Here is a 20,929-nt window from a genome sequence, read left to right as displayed (position 1 = left end):
TCTTCTCCGGTCAGCCCTCGGCCTGGACGAGCTTGCCGTTCTTGATGAGCCCGATACTGGTCGCCTTGATGCCGACGCCCGTCTCGTCGTAGACGAAGTCGCCCAGCAGCCCCCGGTGCCGCACGGCCCGGATCGCGTCGGCCAGCTTCTTCCCGGTCGCGACATCGCTGTTCTTGAGCGCGGTCAGCATGATCTGGGCGCCGTCGTAGGCCTTGGCGCCGTGCATCTCGGCCTCCTCGTTGAAGGCGGCCTGGTAGGCGGCGGCGAACTTCCTGGCGGCCTCGCCGATGTCGTTGCTGAGGTAGGGCGAGCTGACGATGGTGCCCTCGGCGTTCTTGGCGCCGGCGGTGTCGATGAAGACGGGGGTGCCCTGCGGGGCGGCGCCGGCGAACGGGACGGTGATGCCGAGGTCGCGCGCCTGCTTGACGATCAGCCCGGACTCGACCTCCTCGGCGCCCAGGAAGACGACCTCGGGCCCGGCCTGCCGGATCTTGGTCAGCTGGGCGCTGAAGTCCTTCTGGTCGATGGTGACGACCTCGTCGGCGACCGGCTTGACGCCGCGGTCGGCCAGCGCCTTGCTGAACGCGTCGTGCTCGCCCTTGCCGTACGCGCCGTTGTTGGTGATCAGCGCGAACTTCTTCATCTTCTCGGTGTCGGCGAGGTGCTTGGCGAGCGTCTCGTCGTAGGTCGTGCTGGTGGGGCCGTTGAGGAAGAGGTAGGGGCTCTTGAGCGCCACCATGCCCGGGGACTGGCCCGAGGCGATGTTGGGGATCTCGAACTGGCGCAGCACGGGCGCCATCGCGATCGTGACGGCGCTCTCGGCGGTGCCGAGCATCGCGATGTACTTCTGGCTGGCGATCTTGCGGGCGATGTTGGTGCCGACGGTCGGGTCGCCCTGGTCGTCGAAGACGTCCAGCTGGATCCTGCGCCCGTTGATGCCGCCGGCCTTGTTCCACTCGTCGACGGCGAGTTTGACGCCCTTGTGCTCCCACTTGCCCAGCGAGCTCAGCTGGCCGCTCTGGGCGTTGACGACGGCGATCTTGATCGGTCCGGAGCCGCCGGAACCGGAGTCCTCCGACTCGCCGGGGGCGCCGCAGGCGGCGGTCAGGCAGGCCGCCAGCGCACCGGCGGCCAGGGCGGAGAGACGGAACCTGGACAGGTTGAACATGAGCGTCACCTCGGGGGGTGGGGGTTGCGGAAGGCGGCGGGGGACGGCGGCGGTGCGGGAGAACGGGGTCAGGCGCGGGGCGGTTCGCCGGGGAAGGCGCCCTGGTAGATGTCGTTGATGTTCCAGTGCCCGGGTGTGGGCACCGGCTCGTTGACCATGGGGACGTCCAGCACCGCCGGGCGCCGCCGGGTCACGGCCGATCGCAGTGCGGTGCCCAGCTCCCCGGGGGCGGAGATCTCGTAGCCGTCGGCTCCGCAGGATCGCGCGAGGGCGGCGAAGTCGGGGCTGTAGGGGCGGCCGTCGGGGTCGTGGAACTCGCAGCCGTAGGCGGCGCCGAAGTTGGCCGCCTGCAGGTCGGCGATGGTGCCGTGGGCGCGGTTGTTCATCACCACGAAGATCACCGGCAGGCCCTGCTCGACGGCCATGGGCAGCGCCGGGAGCTGGGCGCTCATCCCGCCGTCGCCGATCAGCGCGACGACGACGCGGCCCGGCCGGGCGATCTGGACGCCGATCGCGGCCGCGGGCCCGAAGCCCATGGTGGACGCGCCGCCGGGCGTGATGAACCGGCCCTCGGCGGGCAGCTCGTAGCACTGGGCGACGCCGTTCTTGTTCCAGCCCACGTCCGTCACGAGGATCGCGTCGTCCGGCAGGGCGTCGCGCAGGTCGCGCAGGATGCGCTCGGGCCTGAGCGGGAAGTCGTCGGCGCGGCCCCGCTCGCGGCTGCCGGCGAACAGCTCGGTGCGCGCGGTGCGGATCCGCTCGCGCAGCCCCGGCCGGGTGAGGGGTTCGGGCCGGGCCGAGCGCACCGCCGCGGCGATCGCCTCGACCGCCCGCGCGACGTCGGCGACGGCGCCGACCTCCACGGGGTGGTTGCGGCCGATCTCGGCCGGGTCGATGTCGATCTGGACCAGGCGGCCCTGCCCCTGCCCGGGGCCGAGGTTCCAGGTGAACCGCGGGTCCCAGGAGCTGGCGTCGGTCTCGGCGAACCGGGTCGCCAGCGCCAGCACCACGTCGGCGGTGCGCGCGTAGTCGTTGGTGGTGCGCAGTCCCCAGAAGCCCGGCATGCCCAGCAGCAGGGGGTGGTCGTCGGGGACGGCGCCCTTGCCCATCAGCGAGTGCGCGATCGGGATGTCCAGGTGCTCGGCGAGCGACAGCAGCGCGGCGCGTCCGGGCCCGCCGCGCAGGCCCCCGCCGAGGTAGATCAGCGGCTGCCGGGCCCCGTCCAGCAGCGCGGCGATCCGTTCGGCGACCGGGGCGGGCAGGTCGGGCCCGGACGTGCTCGCCGGGAGCGGGCGCTCCTCGCCCGGAACGGGCCGGGAGAACAGGTCCATCGGGACGTTCAGCAGCACCGCGCCGGGCCGGCCGCTCGTCGCCGTCCAGAAGGCCCGCTCGGTGAACCGGCCCAGGTCCTCGGCGCGGTGCACGTGCCAGGCCCGCTTGACGAACGGGCGGTAGATCGCGGTCTGGTCGGCGTCGGCGTGCAGGTTCACCTCCTGGTGCGGATGCCGGCCGTGGTAGTAGGAGGGCACGTCCCCGGAGATCGCGATCAGCGGCACCGAGTCCAGCGCGGCGGTCGCCACCCCCGTGACGGCGTTCATCATCCCCGGCCCGACGTGCACCAGCAGCACCCCGGGGCGGCCCGACGCACGGGCGTAGCCGTCCGCGGCGTGCGCGGCCGCCTGCTCGTGCCGCGCGATGACGAAGGTGATCGGGCTGCGGCCCAGCGCGTCCAGCAGCGCGATGTTGGTGTGCCCGCAGGTGCCGAACACGTACTCGACGCCGTAGGACTCCAGCTGGCGGACCAGCGCCTCGGCCGCGGTGACCGCCGCGGCGCGGCCGAGGGACTCGCCGTCGTGGGCGCGGGTGTCGACGGTCATCGGGCGTTCTCCTCGTCTCGGGGCAGGTCGCTTGATCCGCGCGCTCCCCAGAGGGAGACGCCGCGCAGCATCAGGGTCTTGACGACGGTGTAGTCGTCGATCATGCAGCCGGGGGACTCCCGGCCGAAGCCCGAGTCCTTGACGCCGCCGAACGGGACGTGGTCCAGCCGGTAGTTGGAGGAGCCGTTCACCACCAGCCCGCCGACCTCCAGATCGCGCCAGGCCGTGATGATCCGCTCCAGGTCGCGGGTGAAGATCCCGGCCTGCAGCCCGTACCGGCCGGCGTTGCAGCGCTCGATCGCCTCGGGGAGGCCGTCGAAGGGCAGGACCGCGACCAGCGCCCCGAAGACCTCGTCGGTCACGACCGCGGCGTCGTCGGGCGGCCCGGCGACGATGGTGGGGGCGGCGGTGGCGCCGTCGCGCTCACCGCCGAGCACCAGCCGGGCACCGGCCGCGGCGGCCTCGGCGCTCCAGCGCACGACGCGTTCGGCGGCCTCCTCGTCGACCATCGAGCCGACGTCGGTGGCCGGGTCGAGCGGGTCGCCGACCTTGAGCGCCGCGACGGCGGCGGTGAAGGCGTCCAGGAACTCCTCGAAGCGGGGGCGGTGCACGTACACCCGCTGCACCGAGATGCAGCTCTGCCCCGAGTTGGTGTACCCGGTGCGGGCGCAGACCCGCGCGGCGGCGGCGATGTCGGCGTCGTCGCAGACGATGGTGGCGGCGTTGCCGCCCAGCTCCAGGACCAGCCGCTTGGCGCCCGCCGCCCTGGCCACCGCCGCGCCCGTCGCGGCGCTGCCGGTGAAGCTGATGACGCTCACCTCGCCGGCCGCGCACAGGGCCGAGCCGACCTCGCCGCCCCCGTGCAGGAGCTGCACCGCCTCGACCGGCATCCCGGACTCGACCAGCAGGGCGACGACGGCGGTGGAGGCGGCCGGGGCCTGCGGCGGGGCCTTGACGATCGTGGTGTTGCCCGCGGCGAAGGAGGCGCCGAGCTTGTGCGCCAGCAGGTTGGCCGGGGCGTTGAACGGCGTGATCGCCAGGGCCACGCCCGCCGGGGCGCGGTAGGTGAACGCGGTGTTCCCGATCCCCCGGTCCCAGCCCGCCACCGGGAGTGTCTCGCCGCCGATCCGCCGGGCCTCGGCGGCGCACACCGCGAAGGTGTCGGCCACCCGGTCGATCTCGCCGCGCCCGTCCTTGAGGGGCTTGCCCAGCTCCAGGGCGAGGAGGCGGGCCAGCTCGTCCCGGCGCTCCAGGGCCGCGGCCGAGGCGCGTTCGAGGATCTCGGCGCGGGAGGCCGGGGCCAGGCCCGCCACCGTCCGCGCGGACGTGCGGGCATAGGCCCGGACGGCGGCGACGTCCTCGGGGCCGGCGGACGGCGCCCGGCTCACGAGCCGCCGCGAATACGGTCCGATTCGTTCACTCTGCGGACCATCGGTGACCCAGCCGCCGGCCACCAGAGCCGCCGCCTGTACCGCTGCGGCCTCGGGATCGGCGGCAAGAACCGGGTTCGGCATCAACTTCCTCCTGGACCGCTAAACGGTTCATCAGGCCCACTTCGCGGACCTGCGAGCCAACGTAAGGGCACCCGCCGCCCCTGACAAGGCCCCTCTCGCCGGAACTTGCGCCCGTCCGCGGGCCGCGGGCGGTCCGCACGACGGTGAAGGCCAGGAAGGATCGTCTCTAATGTTCGAACCAGTGAGTTAGTTATAGGTGACCTGGCTCACAGACGGAAGGGCGAGCGGAGGTTTTTCTGGACCCGCACCTCCCTCTGCACCGGCTGACGGTCCAACTAGACCGCCATGCGGACTGTGTGTAACGTACGAATCCGGGAGACCACCAGAGCCAGGGAGAGCGAACGCCTGTGAGTCCAGCGAGGAAGCCCGAGGCCGAACCGCCGGCCGACGCCCAGGGCGTGCGCAGCGTGCAGCGGGCCGTGGAGATCCTGTCGCTGCTGAGCGAGGAACGGCCCGTGGTGACGATCCGCGACATCGTCACCGCCACCGGCCTGGCGAAGACCACCGTCATCCGGCTCGTGCAGACCCTGGAGCACAACGGCCTGCTCTGGGCGACCCCCAACGGCTACCTGCCGGGCCCCGGGCTGTGGCGGTGGGCCCACCTGGCCCGCAGCAGCTGGGAACTCCCGCCCGAGACCCGCAAGATGATGCGCGACCTGGGCGCGCGCAAGCGGGAGACGGTCAACCTCTACATGCTCCGCGACATCTACCGGGTCTGCGTGGCACAGCAGGAGAGCCCGCAGCCGCTGCGGCACGTCGTCCACGTCGGCGACGAACTCCCCCTCTGGGCCGGCGCCTCGTCCAAAGTGCTGCTGCGGGACGCGCCCGAGGGGCTGCTCGCCCGGATCGCCGTCTCCTCCCCCTACGGCGAGGGCCACGTCCGCCGCCTGCGCGAGTGGATCGACGAGGCGGCGCACCGCGGCTGGGCGGTCAGCCACGGCGAGCGGGAGGACGGGCTGTCCGCCGTCGCCGTCCCGGTCCTGGGCCGCTCCGGCAAGGTGGTCGCCGCGCTGTCCCTCAGCGGCCCCACCGTGCGCTTCACCGACGACCAGGTCGAGCTGTTCGCGGCGGACCTGCGGCAGGTGGCCAAGGAGATGTCCGAGCGCGGCTTCGACCACCCGCTCGCCCCCGCGCACTGATCCCGCCGATCACGTAGGAACGCGCGCGCCGCCGCGGCGCGCCACCGAAGGAGCAAGCGCATGCAGGAGCGACCGCTCAGCGGCATCCGGGTCCTCGACCTGACCAACGTGCTCGCCGGACCCTACTGCAGCTACCAGCTGATGCTGCTCGGCGCCGAGGTCGTCAAGGTCGAGACCCCCGGGCAGGGCGACCTGGCCCGCAACCTCGGCCCCGACCCCGAGCTGAACCGCGCGGGCCTCGGCGCGTCGTTCCTCGCCCAGAACGCGGGCAAGAAGTCGCTCGAGATCGACCTCAAGGCCCCGGCGGGCCGGGCCGCCTTCGAGGACCTGGTGCGCGGCGCCGACGTGCTGCTGGAGAACTTCCGCGCCGGCGTGCTCGACCGCCTGGGCTTCGGCTGGCCCCGCCTGCGCGAGCTCAACCCCCGGCTCGTCTACTGCGCCGTCTCCGGATTCGGCCAGACCGGCCCCATGAGCCAGGCCCCCGCCTACGACCAGATCATCCAGGGCCTCTCGGGGATGATGAGCGTGACCGGGACCAGGGAGACCGCGCCCCTGCGCGTCGGCTTCCCGGTCTGCGACACCGTGGGCGGGCTCGCCGCCGCGCTGCACATCTGCGCCGCCCTGGCCGGCCGGGCGTCGACCGGCCGGGGCACCTTCCTGGACGTCTCCATGCTGGAGGCCGCGGTCTCCGCCATGGGCTGGGCGGTGTCCAACTACCTGGTCAGCGGGGTGCCGCCGGAGCCGATGGGCACCCAGAACGCCACCTCCGCCCCGTCCGGCACCTTCGAGGCCGCCGACGGCCCGCTGAACATCGCCGCCAACCGGCAGGAGCAGTTCGAGACCCTCTGCGCGATCCTGGACCGCCGCGACCTGCTCGACGACCCCCGCTTCGCGGACCGGGAGGCCCGCAAACTCCACCGCGAGGAACTCGACGGCGAGCTCAACACCGTCCTGCGTCGCCGTACCGCGCGGGAATGGGAGGAGACCCTCGGAGCGGCCGGGGTGCCCGCGGCCCGGGTCGCCGAGGTCCCCCAGGCGGTCGAGCTGGAGCAGCTGCGCCACCGCGGCTTCTTCACCGACCTGCCCTTCCCGGACGGGTCCGGGAGGACCCTGCGGGTGGCCGGAAGCGGCGTCCTCCATGACGGCGAGCCCCTGCGTCCCGCCGCCCCGCCCCCGCTGCTGGGCGAGCAGAACGGCGAGCGCCGGGAGCTGGCGGCGCGCTGGAACGGCACCGAGACGGCCGTCACCCCGTGAGACCGCACCCGTGAGACCGCACCCATGAGCCGGCACCGTGAGGAGCTTCCGTGACCGAGATCGACCCGACGGGGGCCGTGGCCGGCTGGTGGGCCACCGCCGTCTCCCGGATGGAACCCGGCGTCATCGAACTGCGCGGCCGTCCCGTGCAGGACCTCATCGGCACCACCGGCCTCAGCTCGATGATCTGGCTGATGCTGCGCGGCGACCTGCCGGACCCGCGGCAGGCCGGGCTGCTGGAGGCGGCCCTGGTCGCCGCGGTCGACCACGGCCCGCAGGCCCCCTCCATCGCCATCGCCCGCATGGCCGCCACCTGCGGCGTCGGCCTCAACAGCGCGGTCGCCAGCGCGGTCAACACGCTGGGCGACAGCCACGGCGGCGCCGGCGAGCAGTGCGTCCGGTTCCTGGACGGGATCCTCGAAGCGGAGGCCGCCGGCGCCGACCTGCCGGCCGCCGTCGAGCGGGCCGTCCGCCAGGGGCCCCGCTACGTCCCGGGCTTCGGCCACCGGTTCCACCCGGTCGACCCGCGCCGCGACCCGCTCCTGGGCCTGGTCGAGAGCGCCGTCCAGGACGGTGTCGTGCCCGGGGACCATCTCCGCGCCGGCCTCGCGGTCGAGGCGTACCTCGCCGCCAAGGGCGACAGGCCGATCCCGATGAACATCGACGGCGCCACCGCCATCATCTACGCCGAACTGGGCTTCCCCGCGCCCCTGGCCCGCGGCCTGTTCGTCCTCAGCCGCAGCATCGGGATCCTCGCCCACGCCTGGGAGGAGACCCAGCAGGGCCGCCGCAACAAGGGCCCGATCCCCCGCTCGATCCTGCCCGCCCGGCTGCCCTGACGGGCGTCCGGCGCGGCCCCGGCGCGGCGTCGTCCGAGGTGAACGTCGCTCTGACCTCTTGACATGTGATGCCGCGCACCATGAACATACGTGACGGCCCGATTAATTAACTATCTAGTTCGTACTAACGGGCTCTCACCCCGAGGAGCATCACGTGCGCGACCACCCGACCGCCGGCACGGCGGGAACCCCCGAGGGAGGCCAGCCCCGCAAGGCCGCGCTGGCCGCCTGGATCGGCAGCGCGCTGGAGTACTACGACTTCTTCATCTACGGCACCGCCGCGGCGCTGGTGTTCGGCAAGATCTTCTTCCCCGACTCCGACCCGGCCGCCGGCACCCTGCTGGCGCTGGCCACCTTCGGCGTCGGCTACCTCGCCCGCCCGGTCGGCGCGTTCGTCCTGGGGCACGTCGGGGACCGGTTCGGCCGCAAGAAGGTGCTGGTCTCCACCGTCATGCTGATGGGCGCGGCGACCTTCCTCGTCGGCTGCCTCCCAACCTACGGCCAGGTCGGCCTGCTCGCACCGGTGCTGCTGGTTCTGCTGCGGCTGGCCCAGGGCTTCTCGGCGGGCGGCGAGCAGGCCGGCGCCAACTCCATGACCCTCGAGCACGCCCCCTCGCACCGCCGCGCGTACTACACCAGCTTCACCCTCAACGGCACCCAGGCCGGCCAGATCCTGGCCACCGCGATCTTCCTGCCGGTCGCCGCCCTGCCCGAGGACCAGCTGCTGAGCTGGGGCTGGCGGGTCCCGTTCTGGCTCAGCGCGATCGTCATGGTGGTCGCGTACGGCATCCGCCAGAAGCTCGCCGAGACCCCCGTGTTCGAGCAGGAGGCCGCCCAGGGCGCCGTCGCCGGGCTGCCGCTGGCCGTCCTGCTGCGCGACCACTGGGCCGACGTGCTGCGCGTGATGGTCGCCGCCGTCATCGCCTCGGTCAGCACGATCTTCACCGTCTACGCCCTCTCCTACGCGGTCAACACCATGGACCTGGAGAAGACGCCCATGCTGTGGGTCGGCGTCCTCGCCAACGCCGCGGCGCTGGTCGCGCTCCCGCTGTTCGGCAGGCTCGCCGACAGGATCGGGCGCAAGCCCGTGTTCATCGGCGGCTCGCTGGGCTGCGCGGTCCTGATGTTCGCCTACCTGTGGGCCATCTCCGCCGGGAACTACCCGCTGATCTTCCTGGTCGGCATCCTGATGTTCGGCGTCGTGCACAGCGCCACCGGAGCCGTCTGGCCCGCCTTCTACGGGGAGATGTTCAGCGCCCGGGTCCGGCTGTCGGGCACCGCCATCGGCACCCAGATCGGCTTCGCCATCGCCGGGTTCGCCCCGAGCATCGCCGGCGCCATCGCCGGGGACGGCCCCGGCGCCTGGCTCGGCGTCTCGATCATCACCGCCGTGCTGTGCCTGATCAACATCGCCGCCGTCGCGACCGGCCGCGAGACCTACAAGGTCCCCACCGACCAGCTCGGCGTCCGCCCCGCGCCCGCCGCCCCGGCCGCCCCCTCGCTCGCGGAGCGGGCATGACCGGGGACGCCTTCCAGGTGTACGCGCTGCGTTACGCGCACCGCGACGGGAAGCGCGGCCAGCACTTCCACGGCTACGACGAGCGCTGGGACGAGCCGCACCCGACCGCCTACTACATCTGGCTGGCCGTCTCCGACCGGCACACCGTCGTCATCGACGCCGGGATCGCCCCGGACCAGGCCGGCCGGCTCGCCGGGATCGACTACCACGCCTCGCCGGTGACGCTCCTGGCCGACCTGGGGGTGGCCGCCGGATCCGTCGGCCACGTCGTCCTGACCCACCTGCACTACGACCACACCGGGACGGCCGCCGCGTTCGAGAACGCCCGCTACGTCCTCCAGCGCGCGGAACTCGACTACTGGACCGGGCCGTGGGCGCGGCGCGTCGAACGGGAGCGCTGGCTGGTCAACGACGACGACCTCGCCCACCTGCGCGGGGAGCGGGACCGGGTGCGGCTGGTGGACGGGGACGCCGACGTGGTGCCCGGCCTGAGCGTCCACCTGGTCGGCGGCCACACCGCCGGCATGCAGGTGGTGCGCGTCCGCACCGGCCGCGGCCACGTCGTCCTGGCCTCCGACGCGAGCCACTTCTACGAGAACCTCGAGGACGACCGCCCCTTCGCGATCCTGCACAGCATGACGGGCATGTACGGCGCCTTCGACCGGATCAAGGAGCTGGCCGGCGGCCCCGGACTGGTCGTGGCCGGGCACGACCCCGAGGTGCTCGAACGCTTCCCGCCGCCGTCCGAGCCCTTCCGCGGGCGGATCGCACGCATCGCCTGAACACCACGCCACAGATATCGGGGACCCCAATGCAACCGACCGTTCTCGTCCTGAACGGCCCCAACCTCAACCTGCTCGGACAGCGCGAACCCGAGCTGTACGGCACCGTCACCCTGGCGGAGATCGAGGCCAGATGCCGCACCGTCGCGGCCGGACACGGCCTGGGCGTGGACTTCCGCCAGAGCAACCACGAAGGGGCGCTGGTGGACGCCGTCCAGGAGGGCGCCGCCGGCATCGTGATCAACCCGGCCGCGTACGCGCACACGTCCATCGCGCTGCGCGACGCGCTGGCCACCGCCGGGGTCCCGATCGTCGAGGTGCACCTGACCAACCTCCACCGCCGCGAGGCGTTCCGGCACACCTCCCACACGGCCGCCATCAGCGACGCCGTGATCTGCGGCGCCGGCGCGCACGGCTACGAGCTGGCCCTGCTCCACCTGGCCGCGCTGCTGGACGGGGAGCGGCCGGCATGAGCGGGCACCTGATCGGCCTGATCGGCTCCGGCATCGCCACCTCGCTCAGCCCCGCCCTGCACGAGCGCGAGGCCGACCACCACGGGCTGCGCTACCTCTACAAGATCATCGACATCGCCGAGCTCGGCGTGGACGCCGGTGCCGCGGGCGACCTGGTCCGCACCGCCCGCCGGCTCGGCTACACGGGGCTCAACATCACCCATCCCTGCAAGCAGACCGTGATCGAGCACCTCGACGAGCTGTCCCCGGACGCCGCCCGGCTCGGCGCCGTCAACACCGTGACCTTCGAGGGCGACCGCGCCATCGGCCACAACACCGACTGGACCGGCTTCGCCGAGTCCTTCGCCCGGGGCCTGCCCGACGCCGCCGCGCACCGGGTCGTCCAGCTCGGCGCCGGCGGCGCAGGCTCCGCGGTGGCGCACTCCCTGCTGACGCTCGGCGCCGACCGGGTCACCCTGGTCGACGCCCGCGCCGACCGCGCCGAATCACTCGCCGCCGAACTCACCGAACGCTTCGGCCCCGGACGCGCCCACGCCGCGGCGCCCGCCGACCTGGAGTCCTCGCTCCGGCACGCGGACGGCCTGGTGAACGCGACACCGGTCGGAATGGCGGCGCACCCGGGATCCCCGGTCCCCGGCGAACTGCTCCGCCCGGACCTCTGGGTCGCCGACGTCGTCTACCGCCCGCTGCGCACCGAACTCCTCGGCCGGGCCCGCGACATCGGCTGCCGCACCCTGGACGGCGGCGGCATGGTCGTCTTCCAGGCGGCGCACGCCTTCCGCCTCTTCACCGGCCTGTCCCCCGCCACCGACCGCATGCTCGCCCACCTGTCCGCCCTGATCACAGCCTGACCACGGCGGGCAGGGCGCCGATGAGTTCCGCGGGCTCGCCGGGTCTACCTCGTCGGAAGGTGCCTACCGGCACGCAAACGATACGCAGGTGGGGAGAGATGCCGACGTGACCTCCAAACCACTGCCGCCGGTCGTCGACGAGCAGAGCTGGCGCGGCCGGCTCGACGAGTTGCGCGCCCGTGAGAAGGCCGCCACGAGGGAGCTCGATGCCATCGCCGCCCAGCGGCGGAGGCTGCCCATGGTGCAACTGCCGGACTACACCCTGGAGGGGCCCGGCGGCCCCGTCCGGCTCGTCGACGTCTTCGACGGAAAGTCCCAGCTGATCGTCTACCACCACATGTGGAACCCCGGTCAGGAGTGGCAGTGCCCGGGGTGCACCGGGTTCACCTCCCAGTTCTGGAAGCTGGAGTTCCTCGACGACTACGACGCCCGCTTCGTCATCGTCACCCAGGGACCGATCGAGGAGGCCCTGGCGTACAAGCGGCGGGTCGGGAACGCGATGGACTGGTACTCGACCGCCGGCAGCTCCTTCGGCGGCGACATGGACGCGCCGCCGGGGGGCGGATTCGCGGTCAACGTCTTTCTCCGCGACGGCGACACCGTCTACCGCACCTGGCACACCAGCGGCCGCGGCACCGAGCAGCTGAGCCACACGTTCCCGCTCATCGACCTGCTCCCCTACGGCCGGCAGGAGGAGTGGCAGGACGTCCCGGAAGGCTGGCCGCAGGCGCCGACCTACAGCCATTGGTGGAGCTCGGAGCAATACACCCGATACGGCGAGGACGCGCACTAGGCGAAGGCCGGTCCCCGGCGAGACGGGCGGACGAAACGAGGAGATGCGCGGTGTCTCGTCCGCCCGTGCCCGGGCCGGTTACGGGCGGACGAGCAGGACGTTGCCGAGCGAGCGCTGACCGGTGGCGTCGGAGGGCCGGTTCACGATGCCGGTGCCCGAGGTCACCATGACGCTGGAGCCGCCGCCGTCGAGATTCAGCGCCTCCCGGGCGCCGAGCAGCTTCATGAGCTCACCGGTCTGGGCGATCCCGAGCCCTTCGCTGTAGCCGTCCTGCCTGCCGTCGACCACCACCAGCATGAGCCGGCCCCGGCCGTCCATGCCGATCATCGAGCGCGGGTTGCTGCGCAGGGCCCAGTTGTAGGTGAACGTCTGGTCGGTGCCCTCCCGGATCAGCCCGTCGGCCACCGCGTTCACGTTCACCTTCCCGTCCCTGACCAGGGTCGGGCCGACCTGCAGGATCGTGGTGTCCGGCGTCAGCGGCACGCGGCGCCCCTTGCTGTCCTCGACCCGCTCACTCACGCGCAGCCGATCGCCCGCCTTCACATGCCCGAGCAGCCAGGCGGCGCTCTCACCGATGGCCTGCACGGTGGAACCGCCGGCCGGGACGCGCGCACCGCGTGAGGTGTTCACCGCCGTCACCCGGTCGTGGGCGTCCAGCACGGCCTCGGCGCCCGCGCCGGCGGGCGGCGTGCCCCATTCGGGGGTGAAGAGCACCAGTTCGCTGGCGTCGGTGCACTTGAGGTCGTGCTGCGGCTTCTCGGTCGGCTGGTCCCCGCCCACACCGCCGCAGTTCCAGATCTCACCCGGCAGCCGGTTGACGCCGTCGATCTCGACGGTCTCCCGGCCGGCCCGCAGCCGCACGTGCGCGGTGTAGGCGTCCACGTCCACCGCGCGCCCACCCTTGGTGATCTTGATTCCGCCCCGGCCCTGCGTGGCCGAGCCGATCAGCCTGCCGTCCTTGACGTACATGCCGCCGGGCGCGCTGTTGTAGAACCACTGCGCGTTCACTCCGGCCACCGCGCCCGCCGCGGCGGCGAGGTCGGTCAGCTTCTCCGTGCCGTTCAGCGTCGGGCCGAAATCGGTGCCGACCGTGCCGCCGAACTCGCGGAAGTCCACGCGGAGCACATGCACCTTCTGGGGCGCCCCGGCATCGGTGCCGTCCTGCGCGGTGTAGCGCGTACCGCCCGCGAACCCGGCCGCCCTGATCGTGGACAGCGCGCTCGTCGCCTCGGCGCCGGTGGCGTACCGCCCGACCCGGACGGTCCAGCCGACGGGGCCGGCCGGACGGTCGGCGAACGCGGGCGAGGAGACCTCCTCCAGCCGCGGCTCGAACCCCTTCGCCCGCAACGCGCCGACCACGCGATCGGCGATCTCCTTCGCCCCCAACGCGGTGTTGGCCGTATTGAGCTGCCCGTCGACCGTGCCCGGCAGGTACACCTGGACGGTCCAGAAGTCGCCGGCGTCCTTGGCCCCGAGCGACAGCGAGGTCAGCGTCACCCCGGACGCCACGGTGGTGGTCACCGGCGCCGCGCTCAAAGGCAGCCCGCCGCCGAAGAAGGACTCCCGCGGGGACGGGGCCGCCGTCGCCGCGGGCACGTTCACGGCCAGTACGGCCGCGGCCACCGCCACGGCCGAGAGGGTTTTCGGGCGCATGCAAGTCCTCCATGTCACGGTAAAAACAAGCATGATCAGACAAAGGCCGACGGATGGCCCGAAACCGTCCTCGAAGGGTCTGCCGCGCAACATGACGTGAACAACTGCGCCGGCGCGCACGAGCTGACCTGCCCGGATGGCTGAACGATCACGCCCCGGGCCCGGCGCGTGCGCGGCTCGGGAGTTGACCGCGGCTCCCGGCGGCGTTCCAAAAGCAACAGTTTTGCAATCCTTGCAATGAAAGAGGCGGGGTGTCTAGCATGCGGATCCGAGGCCGAGCGTGCGGAAGGCGATGTCAGTGACGGTTGAGCTGTCGTGCGGGCTGCCGCCCGGTCCCGCGTTCGGCGATCTGGCGGTTCTGGCCGAGAAGCTGGGCTATGCACGGGTCTGGATCTTCGACTCGGCTCCGCTGTGGGAGGACCCGTTCGTCCATCTCGCCCTGGCCGCGGAACGCACGTCGCGGATCGGGCTCGGCACCGCGGTCCTGATTCCGAGCGAGCGGTCGGAGATGGCCATGGCGTCGGCGATCGCGGCCATCGCCCGGCTGTCCGGCGGCCGGTTCCGGGCCTGCTTCGGCACGGGCGCCACCGCGCGCCGCACCATGGGCCGGCGGCCGCTGACACTGCGCGCCCTGGAGGAGTACGTAGCGGCCGTGCGCGGGCTGCTGGCGGGCGAGACCGTGACGATCGAGGATCAGCCTGCCCGGATGCTGCACGCGGAGGGCCTGGCGGCGCCTCGTCCCATCGACGCGGAGATCTGGTTGAGCGCGTTCGGTCCGCGCGCCATTGAACTGGCCGCACGCATCGCCGACGGCATCGTCGGCCAGTCCGTACACCCCGCGCTTCCGATGGCGACCATGCGGGCGGGCACGGTGCTCGAACCGGGTGAGGACCGCGGCGCCCAACGGGTGGGCGAAGCGGTCGGCCCATGGCAGGTGGTCGCCTTTCACGAGGCCTACGCCATCGGCGGGGCCGCGGCGGTCGACGCGATGCCCGGTGGGCAGGAGTGGCGGGAGGCGCTCGAACGACTCGCTCCGGAAGGCGAACGCCACCTGCTGGCCTACGAGGGGCACGTCACCCATGTGACGGAGCGTGATCTTCCTCTGGTCGGCTATGACCACGGATTTCCGACGCTGATCGGAGAGGCGGACGAGATCCGGGACGGCCTGGAGCAGCTGGGGGAACGCGGCGTGCGAGAAGTGATCTACACGCCGAGCGGACCCGACGTCGCCCGCGAACTGCGCACCTTCTCGGCCGCGGCGCGCAGGTGATGATCTCCGGTGAGCCGGTGGACCGCTCACCGTACGGCGCCCCGGAGACAGGTCGCCCGGCCCGTCGACGAGAATTACGTTCTGATATCATGAAAACATGGTTCTCCTCATGGGCGGCGGCAGATGATCCTCGACTTCACCCCAGACCAACGGCTGTTCCACTCCACGACCAAGGACTTCCTGGAGCGCACGGCGCCTGTCGCCGCCGTGCGCGAGCTCGCGGACTCCGGCGGCGGGTTCGACCGCGACTGGTGGCGGCGGGGCGCCGAGCTCGGGTGGACGGCGCTGCTGGTGCCGGAGGAGCTCGGCGGCGGCTCGGTCTCCGGGTCGCCGGTGACGGAGTTGACCATCGTCGCCGAGGAGATGGGCCGCGCGTGCGCCCCCGGCCCGCTGACCACGACCAGCGCCGTGCTGGCCGGCCTGGCGCGCGCGGGCGACCGGTTCGCCGCCGCCATCGAGGCGATCATGAGCGGCGAGACCGTCGCGAGCTGGGCGTTCTACCGGCCGGGCCGCGGCCTCTCCCTTGACCACGCGTCGCTCTCCGCCCGGGCCGAGCCCGACGGGGAGGGGTACCGCCTGTCCGGCGAGGTCGACCGGGTGGAGTCCGGTGACCAGGCGGGGGTGTTCCTGGTCACGGCGGGCTCGCCCGGCGGGCCGGTGCAGCTGCTGGTGCCCGCGGACTCCCCCGGCGTCACCGTCACGCCGACCTGGACGCTCGACGTCGTCCGCCGCACGGCCCGGGTGGGCTTCGCCGATGTCGCCGTCCCGCCGGACGCGGTGGTGCAGCGCGGCGCCGAGGCCGCCGCCGCGGTCGAGGCGCAGCTGCAGATCGCGGCCGCGCTCGCGGCGGCCGAGATGGCCGGCGCGGCCGACCGCACCTTCGAGTTCACCGTGCAGTGGATGTTCGACCGCTACACCTTCGGCCGCCCCCTGGCGTCCTACCAGGCGCTCAAGCACCGCATGGCCGACAACAAGACCTGGCTCGAAGCCTGCCACGCGACCGTGTCGGCCGCGGCGCGGGCGCTCGACGACGACCCCGCGGAGGCGGCCGAGGCGGTGAGCGCCGCCAAGTCGTTCGTCGGCGCGAAGGCACCCGTGATCATCCAGGACTGCGTCCAGATGCACGGCGGCATCGGCGTCACCTGGGAGCACGACATCCACCTCTACCTGCGCCGCGCCACGCTCGACCGCGCGCTGTACGGGACGCCGGAGGAGCACCGGCGCCGCATCACCGACCTGCTCGACCGGAGGGCCGCATGACCACCGACGACCTCGAATCCGTCGAGAGCTTCCGGGCGAGGGCGCGCACCTGGCTCAAGGAGAACATGCCTCCGGCGCCCGACGGGTACAGGTGGCAGGGCGACGACGCGTCGTGGCCGCGGGCCAGGGAGCTGCAGAAGATCCTCTACGCGGGCGGGTTCGCCGGCATCTGCTTCCCGAAGGAGTACGGCGGGCTCGGCCTCACCCCCGCCCACCAGCGCGCGTTCACCGAGGAGTCCCTCGGCTACGAGATGCCGCTGGCGCTGAACGTGCCGACGTTCTCCATCTGCGCGGCGACGATCCTCGACATGGGCACCGAGGAGCAGAAGCGCGCGCACATCCCGGCGGTCATCAAGGGCGAGGAGGTGCTGTGCCAGTTCCTGTCCGAGCCGAACGGCGGCTCCGACCTGGCCGGCCTCACCACCCGCGCGGAGCGCGACGGCGACACGTGGATCCTCAACGGCTCGAAGATCTGGAGCACGTTCGCCTTCGCCGCCGACTACGCGCTCTGCCTGGCCCGCACCGACTGGGACGTGCCCAAGCACCGCGGACTCACGATGTTCCTGATGCCGGTGCACGCCGAAGGCGTCACCATCCAGCGCATCAAGCAGACCAACGGCTCCGACGAGTTCTGCCAGGAGTTCTTCGAGAACGTCGTGCTCCCGGCGGACGCGGTGGTCGGCGAGGTCAACGACGGCTGGACGGTCGCCAGCCGCCAGCTGTTCCACGAGCGCACCGCGGTCGGCGGCGGCTCGCCGTACACCAGCGGAGCCCGGCCGCGCAGCGGCGGCGAGGTGCACGACCTGCTCGACCTCGCCGAGCGCACCGGCCAGCTCGACGACCTCCGGGTCCGCGAGGACATCGGCGAGGCCAAGGCGATGCGCCTGGTCGAGGAGCAGATGATCGCCCGCGTCTCCCAGGCGATCAAAACCGGTGCGATGCCGGGCCACGCCGGGTCGCTCCTCCGCCTCTTCCACGCCGAGACCGTGTGGATGCAGACCGACGCGGCGCTGCGGATCGCCGGAGCCGTGGGCGTGACCGGCGAACCGGGCCGCGACCAGGACCCGACCGACGTCGGCGAGGACTTCATCTACCGCCAGGCCTCCGGGCTCGGCGGCGGCAGCACCGAGATGGCCCGCAACATCATCAGCGAACGCCTGCTCGGCATGCCGCGCGAGCAGGCCGCCGACCGGGACATCCCGTTCCGCCAGGTCAAGACGGGCCGGTAACCGGCCAGATCGGACGGCACCGACCGTGAGCCGGTCGGTGCCGTTCCGCGTCACCCCGCAAGGCCGCCGAGGGTCAGGTCGAGGAGCCGGCGGCCGCCGTCCTCGGGGCGGTTGCGGCTGACCGTCCAGGCGATGCCGCTGACCAGGTCGAACAGCTCCTCGGGCGTGACGTCGGCGCGGACGGCGCCGGCCTCGCGGGCCCGGTCGAGCAGCGTCCGCGTGATCTCCTGCATGCTCGCGCAGGTGACGCCGAGCGCCGAGTTCCGGCTCCCCGCCGCGTCGAGGACGCGTCCGGGCAGGTCGCCGTACGTGCTGACCTGATCGATCATCGCCAGCAGCCACGCGCGCAGCGCCTCCGCGGGACGCGGGGCGGAGACCAGCTCGGTGCCGCGCCGGTGGGTGGCGGCCATGTTCTCGGCGAGGGCGGCGACGAGCAGGTCGTCGCGGTTGGGGAAGTGCCGGTACAGCGTCGCCGAGCCGACGCCCGCGGCACGGGCGATCTCGTCGATCGAGGTCCCGGCGCCGTCGCGCAGGAACGCCCGCTGGGCGGCGGCGACGACGGCCTCGTAGTTGCGCCGGGCGTCGGCGCGCTTCGGCTTGCGCGGCCCGAACTCCGGAGGTGCGCCCGGAGCGGATGCCGGTGCGGCGCCCGTCACTTTCGCCTCCCTTGACACTAAGCGGGGACAGACCCCATATTACCGATGCGGGGAGCGTCCCCGTTTTTCATCATAGCGAGGTTCGGCCAGATGACCCAGGAAACGCGCACGGAACGTGACATCGACGGCCGGGAACCCGGTCCGGCCGACCCGCTGGCGATCCTCATGGCGGAGCGGGAGATCTACAGGACCTTCTACCGCTTCTTCCGGATGGCCGACCTCGGGCGGTTCACCGACATCGGCACCGCCTGCTTCACTCGCGACGCCCTCATCGAGTACGACGTGATGCCCGGTCCGACGCAGCGCTTCCACGGCCGGGACGCGTTCGCCGCGTTCATGTCGGCGGGCGGCCCGCGGCGGGAACCGCGGGTGGCGCACGTCGTCGGCCAGACGACCATCGACTGGATCTCCGGCGTCCCGCACGTCGAGGCCTACGCGACCGTGTACCACTGGGCGGCCACGCGCACACCGCTCGGCGAGCACCGTCCGGCGGACTGGACGGTGGTCGGCCTCGTCCAGGACACCTTCGCCCAGGAGGACGGCCGATGGCTGATCAGCCGGCGGCACGTCGAGCCCGTGGCCGGACTCGTCGCGGTGGGCACCGCCCCGCGGTGAAACGGCCGGGCGCCCTCGGCGCCCGCCACGACCACGGCGCGGTCCGGCTTGCGGGATCCGGCCGGGTGTGAGATAGATCCTAAGGAAATCTATAACGATGACTTCAAGATTCCATATCTGTAGCTTCAGTTCGGCGGGCGGGCGGGTGTGGCCTGCCTGGACGCGGCCCCCTCCCCCGACGCCGAGGCCCCTCACGCGCCGAAAGGAACGCCCCATGACCGTTGAGGACATCGCCAGGACCAACAAGGAGATCCTGCGCGCGTACTACGCGGGCGGCTCGCGCGACGGGTCCTCCGGCGGGGACGCCGACGACCGGCTGGCCGAGTTCTTCCACGAGGACGTCGAGCTGCCGGCGAACACGATGCCGAACGGGCGGCAGGGCCTGGCGGGGCTCCGGGAGCACAACCGGTACCTGGCGACGAGGCTGAAGGGCCGTCCGGTGACGGTCGAGACGATGATCGCCGAGGGCGACAAGGTCGCCGTGCAGCTGACGGTGCGCGGTCAGGTGATCGGCGAGGTGATGGGGCTCCAGCCGAGCGACCGGGAGTTCGAGATCGAGGAGCTCATGATCTTCACGTTCCGCGACGGCAAGGTGAGCCGGGTCGACCGTGTCGCCGACCGCTACGCGCTCGTCGAGCAGGTCGGGCAGGGCAGCATCACCGTCGGCTAGCGGACCGCCCGGCGCACGCACTCGACAGGGGCAGGGAACTGTGACTCGGCAAGGCGATCGACGGCTCCACGTCAACCTCCATCTCGACCAGGCGGGCCATCACATCGCCGCCTGGCGCCGCAACGGCCACGACCTCTCCCGGTACGACGACATCACCTACGACATCGAGCTCGTGCGGCTCGCGGAGCGGGGCCTGCTCGACTCGATCTTCATCGCCGACGCGCCGATGCTCCTGCACAACGCCAGGTACCGGGTGCCGTTCCTGGAGCCCATCACGCTGCTGGCGGCGTACGCGGTGGCGACCAGCCGCATCGGCCTGATCGCGACGGCCTCGACGACCTACTTCGAGCCGTACAACCTGGCCCGGCAGTTCGCGTCGTTGGACCGTATCAGCGGCGGGCGCGCCGGCTGGAACATCGTCACGACGGCGCTGACCGGGGCGGCGCGCAACTTCGGCGACCGGGAGCTGCGCGACCACGACGGCCGCTACCGCGACGCCGAGGAGTTCGTCGACGTGGTCACCAAGCTCTGGGACAGCTGGGAGGCCGACGCCGTCGTCGCCGATCCCGCCGGCGGGGTGTTCGTCGACACCGGCAAGGTCCACGCGATCGACCACCGCGGGCGCGTCTTCGACGTCGCGGGGCCGCTGAACGTCCCGCGCTCCGCGCAGGGCCGCCCGCTGCTCGTCCAGGCGGGCGCCTCGGAGGCGGGGCGGAGCTTCGGCGCCCGGTTCGGCGAGGTGATCTTCACCAACCAGCTCTCGCTCGAGTCGGCGCGGGCCTACTACGCCGACATCAAGCGCCGCGCCGCCGGCTTCGGGCGCGCACCGGAGGAGATCTTCATCCTGCCGGGCATCAAGCCGGTGCTCGCGAGCACCGAGGCCGAGGCCCGGCGGCGGGCCGCCGAGCTCGCCGAGCTCATCGAGCCCGAGATCGGCCGCACCATCCTGACCTGGCAGGTCGACGGCATCGAGCTGCCCGAGATGCCGCTGGACGAGCCGTTCCCGGACCTGACGGCGACGCTGCCGCCGGAGGTGCGGAGCCGGTACGCGCGGCTGGTGGAGATGGCGCGCCAGCACGACATGACGACCGGCCGGCTGCTGCGGCGGCTGGCGGCCGGCACCCATCGCGAGTTCATCGGCACCCCCGAGATGCTGGCCGACGACATGGAGGAATGGTTCCGCGCCCACGGGGCTGACGGCTTCACCCTGCAGCCGCAGGAGCTTCCGGAAGGGCTGGAGGTCTTCGTCGACCACGTCGTCCCGATCCTGCAGCGGCGGGGCCTGTTCCGCCGCGAGTACGAGGGGACGACGTTGCGCGACCTGTTCGGCCTGCCGCCCGTGCCGAGCCGGCACGCGGTCGGGTGAC

General features: G+C 72.5%; 19 protein-coding genes. 14 read left to right on the top strand and 5 right to left on the bottom strand.

Features of this window, described 5'->3' with window-relative positions; all coding sequences use genetic code 11:
• Positions 1 to 10: 10 nt before the first annotated feature.
• The 3 genes from ACZ466_RS39845 to ACZ466_RS39835 form a co-directional block, all read right to left on the bottom strand.
• Positions 11 to 1,168, bottom strand: a complete 1,158-nt coding sequence (locus tag ACZ466_RS39845; protein ID WP_378281438.1) for an ABC transporter substrate-binding protein — start codon at positions 1,166 to 1,168, stop codon at positions 11 to 13.
• A 68-nt stretch (positions 1,169 to 1,236) separates the two neighbouring features.
• A complete protein-coding gene (locus tag ACZ466_RS39840; protein WP_378281439.1) occupies positions 1,237 to 3,045 on the bottom strand; it encodes a thiamine pyrophosphate-binding protein in 1,809 nt (602 codons plus the stop codon).
• The gene (locus ACZ466_RS39835; protein WP_378281440.1) at positions 3,042 to 4,559 is read right to left on the bottom strand and encodes an aldehyde dehydrogenase family protein; all 1,518 of its coding nucleotides are present in this window, start codon (positions 4,557 to 4,559) and stop codon (positions 3,042 to 3,044) included. The genes ACZ466_RS39840 and ACZ466_RS39835 overlap by 4 nt, the downstream gene beginning before the upstream one ends.
• Positions 4,560 to 4,906: 347 nt before the next feature.
• Here ACZ466_RS39835 and ACZ466_RS39830 point away from each other — a divergent pair, with 347 nt between their 5' ends.
• The 8 genes from ACZ466_RS39830 to ACZ466_RS39795 all read left to right on the top strand — a co-directional run bounded on the left by ACZ466_RS39830 (position 4,907) and on the right by ACZ466_RS39795 (position 12,209).
• Positions 4,907 to 5,698 carry an IclR family transcriptional regulator gene (locus ACZ466_RS39830; RefSeq protein WP_378281441.1) on the top strand — a complete coding sequence of 264 codons (792 nt, stop codon included), beginning with the start codon at positions 4,907 to 4,909 and terminating at the stop codon, positions 5,696 to 5,698.
• 60 nt (positions 5,699 to 5,758) lie between these two features.
• Complete coding sequence (locus ACZ466_RS39825) at positions 5,759 to 6,952, top strand: CaiB/BaiF CoA transferase family protein (RefSeq protein ID WP_378281442.1); 1,194 nt, start codon at positions 5,759 to 5,761, stop codon at positions 6,950 to 6,952.
• Between the two features lie 50 nt (positions 6,953 to 7,002).
• The gene (locus ACZ466_RS39820) at positions 7,003 to 7,791 is read left to right on the top strand and encodes a citryl-CoA lyase (RefSeq protein WP_378281443.1); all 789 of its coding nucleotides are present in this window, start codon (positions 7,003 to 7,005) and stop codon (positions 7,789 to 7,791) included.
• Positions 7,792 to 7,945: 154 nt separating this feature from the next.
• Positions 7,946 to 9,310 (top strand): MFS transporter, encoded by a 1,365-nt coding sequence (locus ACZ466_RS39815; RefSeq protein WP_378281444.1) that lies wholly within the window; start codon positions 7,946 to 7,948, stop codon positions 9,308 to 9,310.
• On the top strand, positions 9,307 to 10,092 hold the full coding sequence (locus ACZ466_RS39810) for an N-acyl homoserine lactonase family protein (RefSeq protein ID WP_378281445.1): 786 nt from the start codon (positions 9,307 to 9,309) through the stop codon (positions 10,090 to 10,092). Before ACZ466_RS39815 ends, ACZ466_RS39810 begins: the two co-directional genes overlap by 4 nt.
• A 29-nt stretch (positions 10,093 to 10,121) precedes the next feature.
• Positions 10,122 to 10,565 (top strand): type II 3-dehydroquinate dehydratase, encoded by a 444-nt coding sequence (gene aroQ, locus ACZ466_RS39805; protein ID WP_378281446.1) that lies wholly within the window; start codon positions 10,122 to 10,124, stop codon positions 10,563 to 10,565.
• Positions 10,562 to 11,416, top strand: a complete 855-nt coding sequence (locus tag ACZ466_RS39800) for a shikimate dehydrogenase (protein ID WP_378281447.1) — start codon at positions 10,562 to 10,564, stop codon at positions 11,414 to 11,416. The genes aroQ and ACZ466_RS39800 overlap by 4 nt, the downstream gene beginning before the upstream one ends.
• A 106-nt stretch (positions 11,417 to 11,522) precedes the next feature.
• Positions 11,523 to 12,209 (top strand): DUF899 domain-containing protein, encoded by a 687-nt coding sequence (locus ACZ466_RS39795; RefSeq protein ID WP_378281448.1) that lies wholly within the window; start codon positions 11,523 to 11,525, stop codon positions 12,207 to 12,209.
• 78 nt (positions 12,210 to 12,287) lie between these two features.
• Here the strand turns inward: ACZ466_RS39795 and ACZ466_RS39790 are convergent, their stop codons facing one another.
• Positions 12,288 to 13,862: a phosphodiester glycosidase family protein gene (locus tag ACZ466_RS39790; protein ID WP_378281449.1), complete on the bottom strand. Its 1,575-nt coding sequence runs from the start codon at positions 13,860 to 13,862 to the stop codon at positions 12,288 to 12,290.
• Positions 13,863 to 14,160: 298 nt separating this feature from the next.
• On the opposite strand from ACZ466_RS39790, the gene ACZ466_RS39785 reads away from it, so the two are divergent.
• From ACZ466_RS39785 to ACZ466_RS39775, 3 genes are all read left to right on the top strand, one after another.
• Positions 14,161 to 15,132 carry an LLM class flavin-dependent oxidoreductase gene (locus ACZ466_RS39785; RefSeq protein WP_378281450.1) on the top strand — a complete coding sequence of 324 codons (972 nt, stop codon included), beginning with the start codon at positions 14,161 to 14,163 and terminating at the stop codon, positions 15,130 to 15,132.
• Between the two features lie 123 nt (positions 15,133 to 15,255).
• Entirely contained in the window at positions 15,256 to 16,392 is a 1,137-nt protein-coding gene (locus ACZ466_RS39780) for an acyl-CoA dehydrogenase family protein (protein ID WP_378281451.1), read from the top strand.
• Complete coding sequence (locus tag ACZ466_RS39775; protein ID WP_378281452.1) at positions 16,389 to 17,621, top strand: acyl-CoA dehydrogenase family protein; 1,233 nt, start codon at positions 16,389 to 16,391, stop codon at positions 17,619 to 17,621. The genes ACZ466_RS39780 and ACZ466_RS39775 overlap by 4 nt, the downstream gene beginning before the upstream one ends.
• Before the next feature lie 50 nt (positions 17,622 to 17,671).
• On the opposite strand, the gene ACZ466_RS39770 is transcribed toward ACZ466_RS39775, so the two are convergent.
• Positions 17,672 to 18,277: a TetR/AcrR family transcriptional regulator gene (locus tag ACZ466_RS39770; RefSeq protein ID WP_378281453.1), complete on the bottom strand. Its 606-nt coding sequence runs from the start codon at positions 18,275 to 18,277 to the stop codon at positions 17,672 to 17,674.
• Between the two features lie 90 nt (positions 18,278 to 18,367).
• On the opposite strand from ACZ466_RS39770, the gene ACZ466_RS39765 reads away from it, so the two are divergent.
• The 3 genes from ACZ466_RS39765 to ACZ466_RS39755 all read left to right on the top strand — a co-directional run bounded on the left by ACZ466_RS39765 (position 18,368) and on the right by ACZ466_RS39755 (position 20,928).
• Positions 18,368 to 18,892, top strand: a complete 525-nt coding sequence (locus ACZ466_RS39765; protein WP_378281454.1) for a nuclear transport factor 2 family protein — start codon at positions 18,368 to 18,370, stop codon at positions 18,890 to 18,892.
• A gap of 214 nt (positions 18,893 to 19,106) precedes the next feature.
• Positions 19,107 to 19,562 (top strand): ester cyclase, encoded by a 456-nt coding sequence (locus ACZ466_RS39760; protein WP_378281455.1) that lies wholly within the window; start codon positions 19,107 to 19,109, stop codon positions 19,560 to 19,562.
• A 40-nt stretch (positions 19,563 to 19,602) separates the two neighbouring features.
• Positions 19,603 to 20,928: an LLM class flavin-dependent oxidoreductase gene (locus tag ACZ466_RS39755; protein WP_378281456.1), complete on the top strand. Its 1,326-nt coding sequence runs from the start codon at positions 19,603 to 19,605 to the stop codon at positions 20,926 to 20,928.
• The last annotated feature ends 1 nt before the right edge of the window (position 20,929 follow it).

Source organism: Actinomadura rugatobispora, from assembly GCF_055379765.1.
The sequence above is the reverse complement of the archived record's forward strand: the minus strand, read 5'-3'. Positions and strand labels throughout refer to the sequence as shown.

Coding starts and splice junctions, on each gene's coding strand:
- ACZ466_RS39810 (WP_378281445.1), top strand. CDS start 9,307: ATGACCGGGGACGCCTTCCAGGTGTACGCGCTGCGTTACGCGCACCGC.
- ACZ466_RS39835 (WP_378281440.1), bottom strand. CDS start 4,559: ATGCCGAACCCGGTTCTTGCCGCCGATCCCGAGGCCGCAGCGGTACAG.
- ACZ466_RS39760 (WP_378281455.1), top strand. CDS start 19,107: ATGACCGTTGAGGACATCGCCAGGACCAACAAGGAGATCCTGCGCGCG.
- ACZ466_RS39780 (WP_378281451.1), top strand. CDS start 15,256: ATGATCCTCGACTTCACCCCAGACCAACGGCTGTTCCACTCCACGACC.
- ACZ466_RS39775 (WP_378281452.1), top strand. CDS start 16,389: ATGACCACCGACGACCTCGAATCCGTCGAGAGCTTCCGGGCGAGGGCG.
- ACZ466_RS39845 (WP_378281438.1), bottom strand. CDS start 1,168: ATGTTCAACCTGTCCAGGTTCCGTCTCTCCGCCCTGGCCGCCGGTGCG.
- ACZ466_RS39790 (WP_378281449.1), bottom strand. CDS start 13,862: ATGCGCCCGAAAACCCTCTCGGCCGTGGCGGTGGCCGCGGCCGTACTG.
- ACZ466_RS39825 (WP_378281442.1), top strand. CDS start 5,759: ATGCAGGAGCGACCGCTCAGCGGCATCCGGGTCCTCGACCTGACCAAC.
- ACZ466_RS39800 (WP_378281447.1), top strand. CDS start 10,562: ATGAGCGGGCACCTGATCGGCCTGATCGGCTCCGGCATCGCCACCTCG.
- ACZ466_RS39840 (WP_378281439.1), bottom strand. CDS start 3,045: ATGACCGTCGACACCCGCGCCCACGACGGCGAGTCCCTCGGCCGCGCC.
- aroQ (WP_378281446.1), top strand. CDS start 10,122: ATGCAACCGACCGTTCTCGTCCTGAACGGCCCCAACCTCAACCTGCTC.
- ACZ466_RS39765 (WP_378281454.1), top strand. CDS start 18,368: ATGACCCAGGAAACGCGCACGGAACGTGACATCGACGGCCGGGAACCC.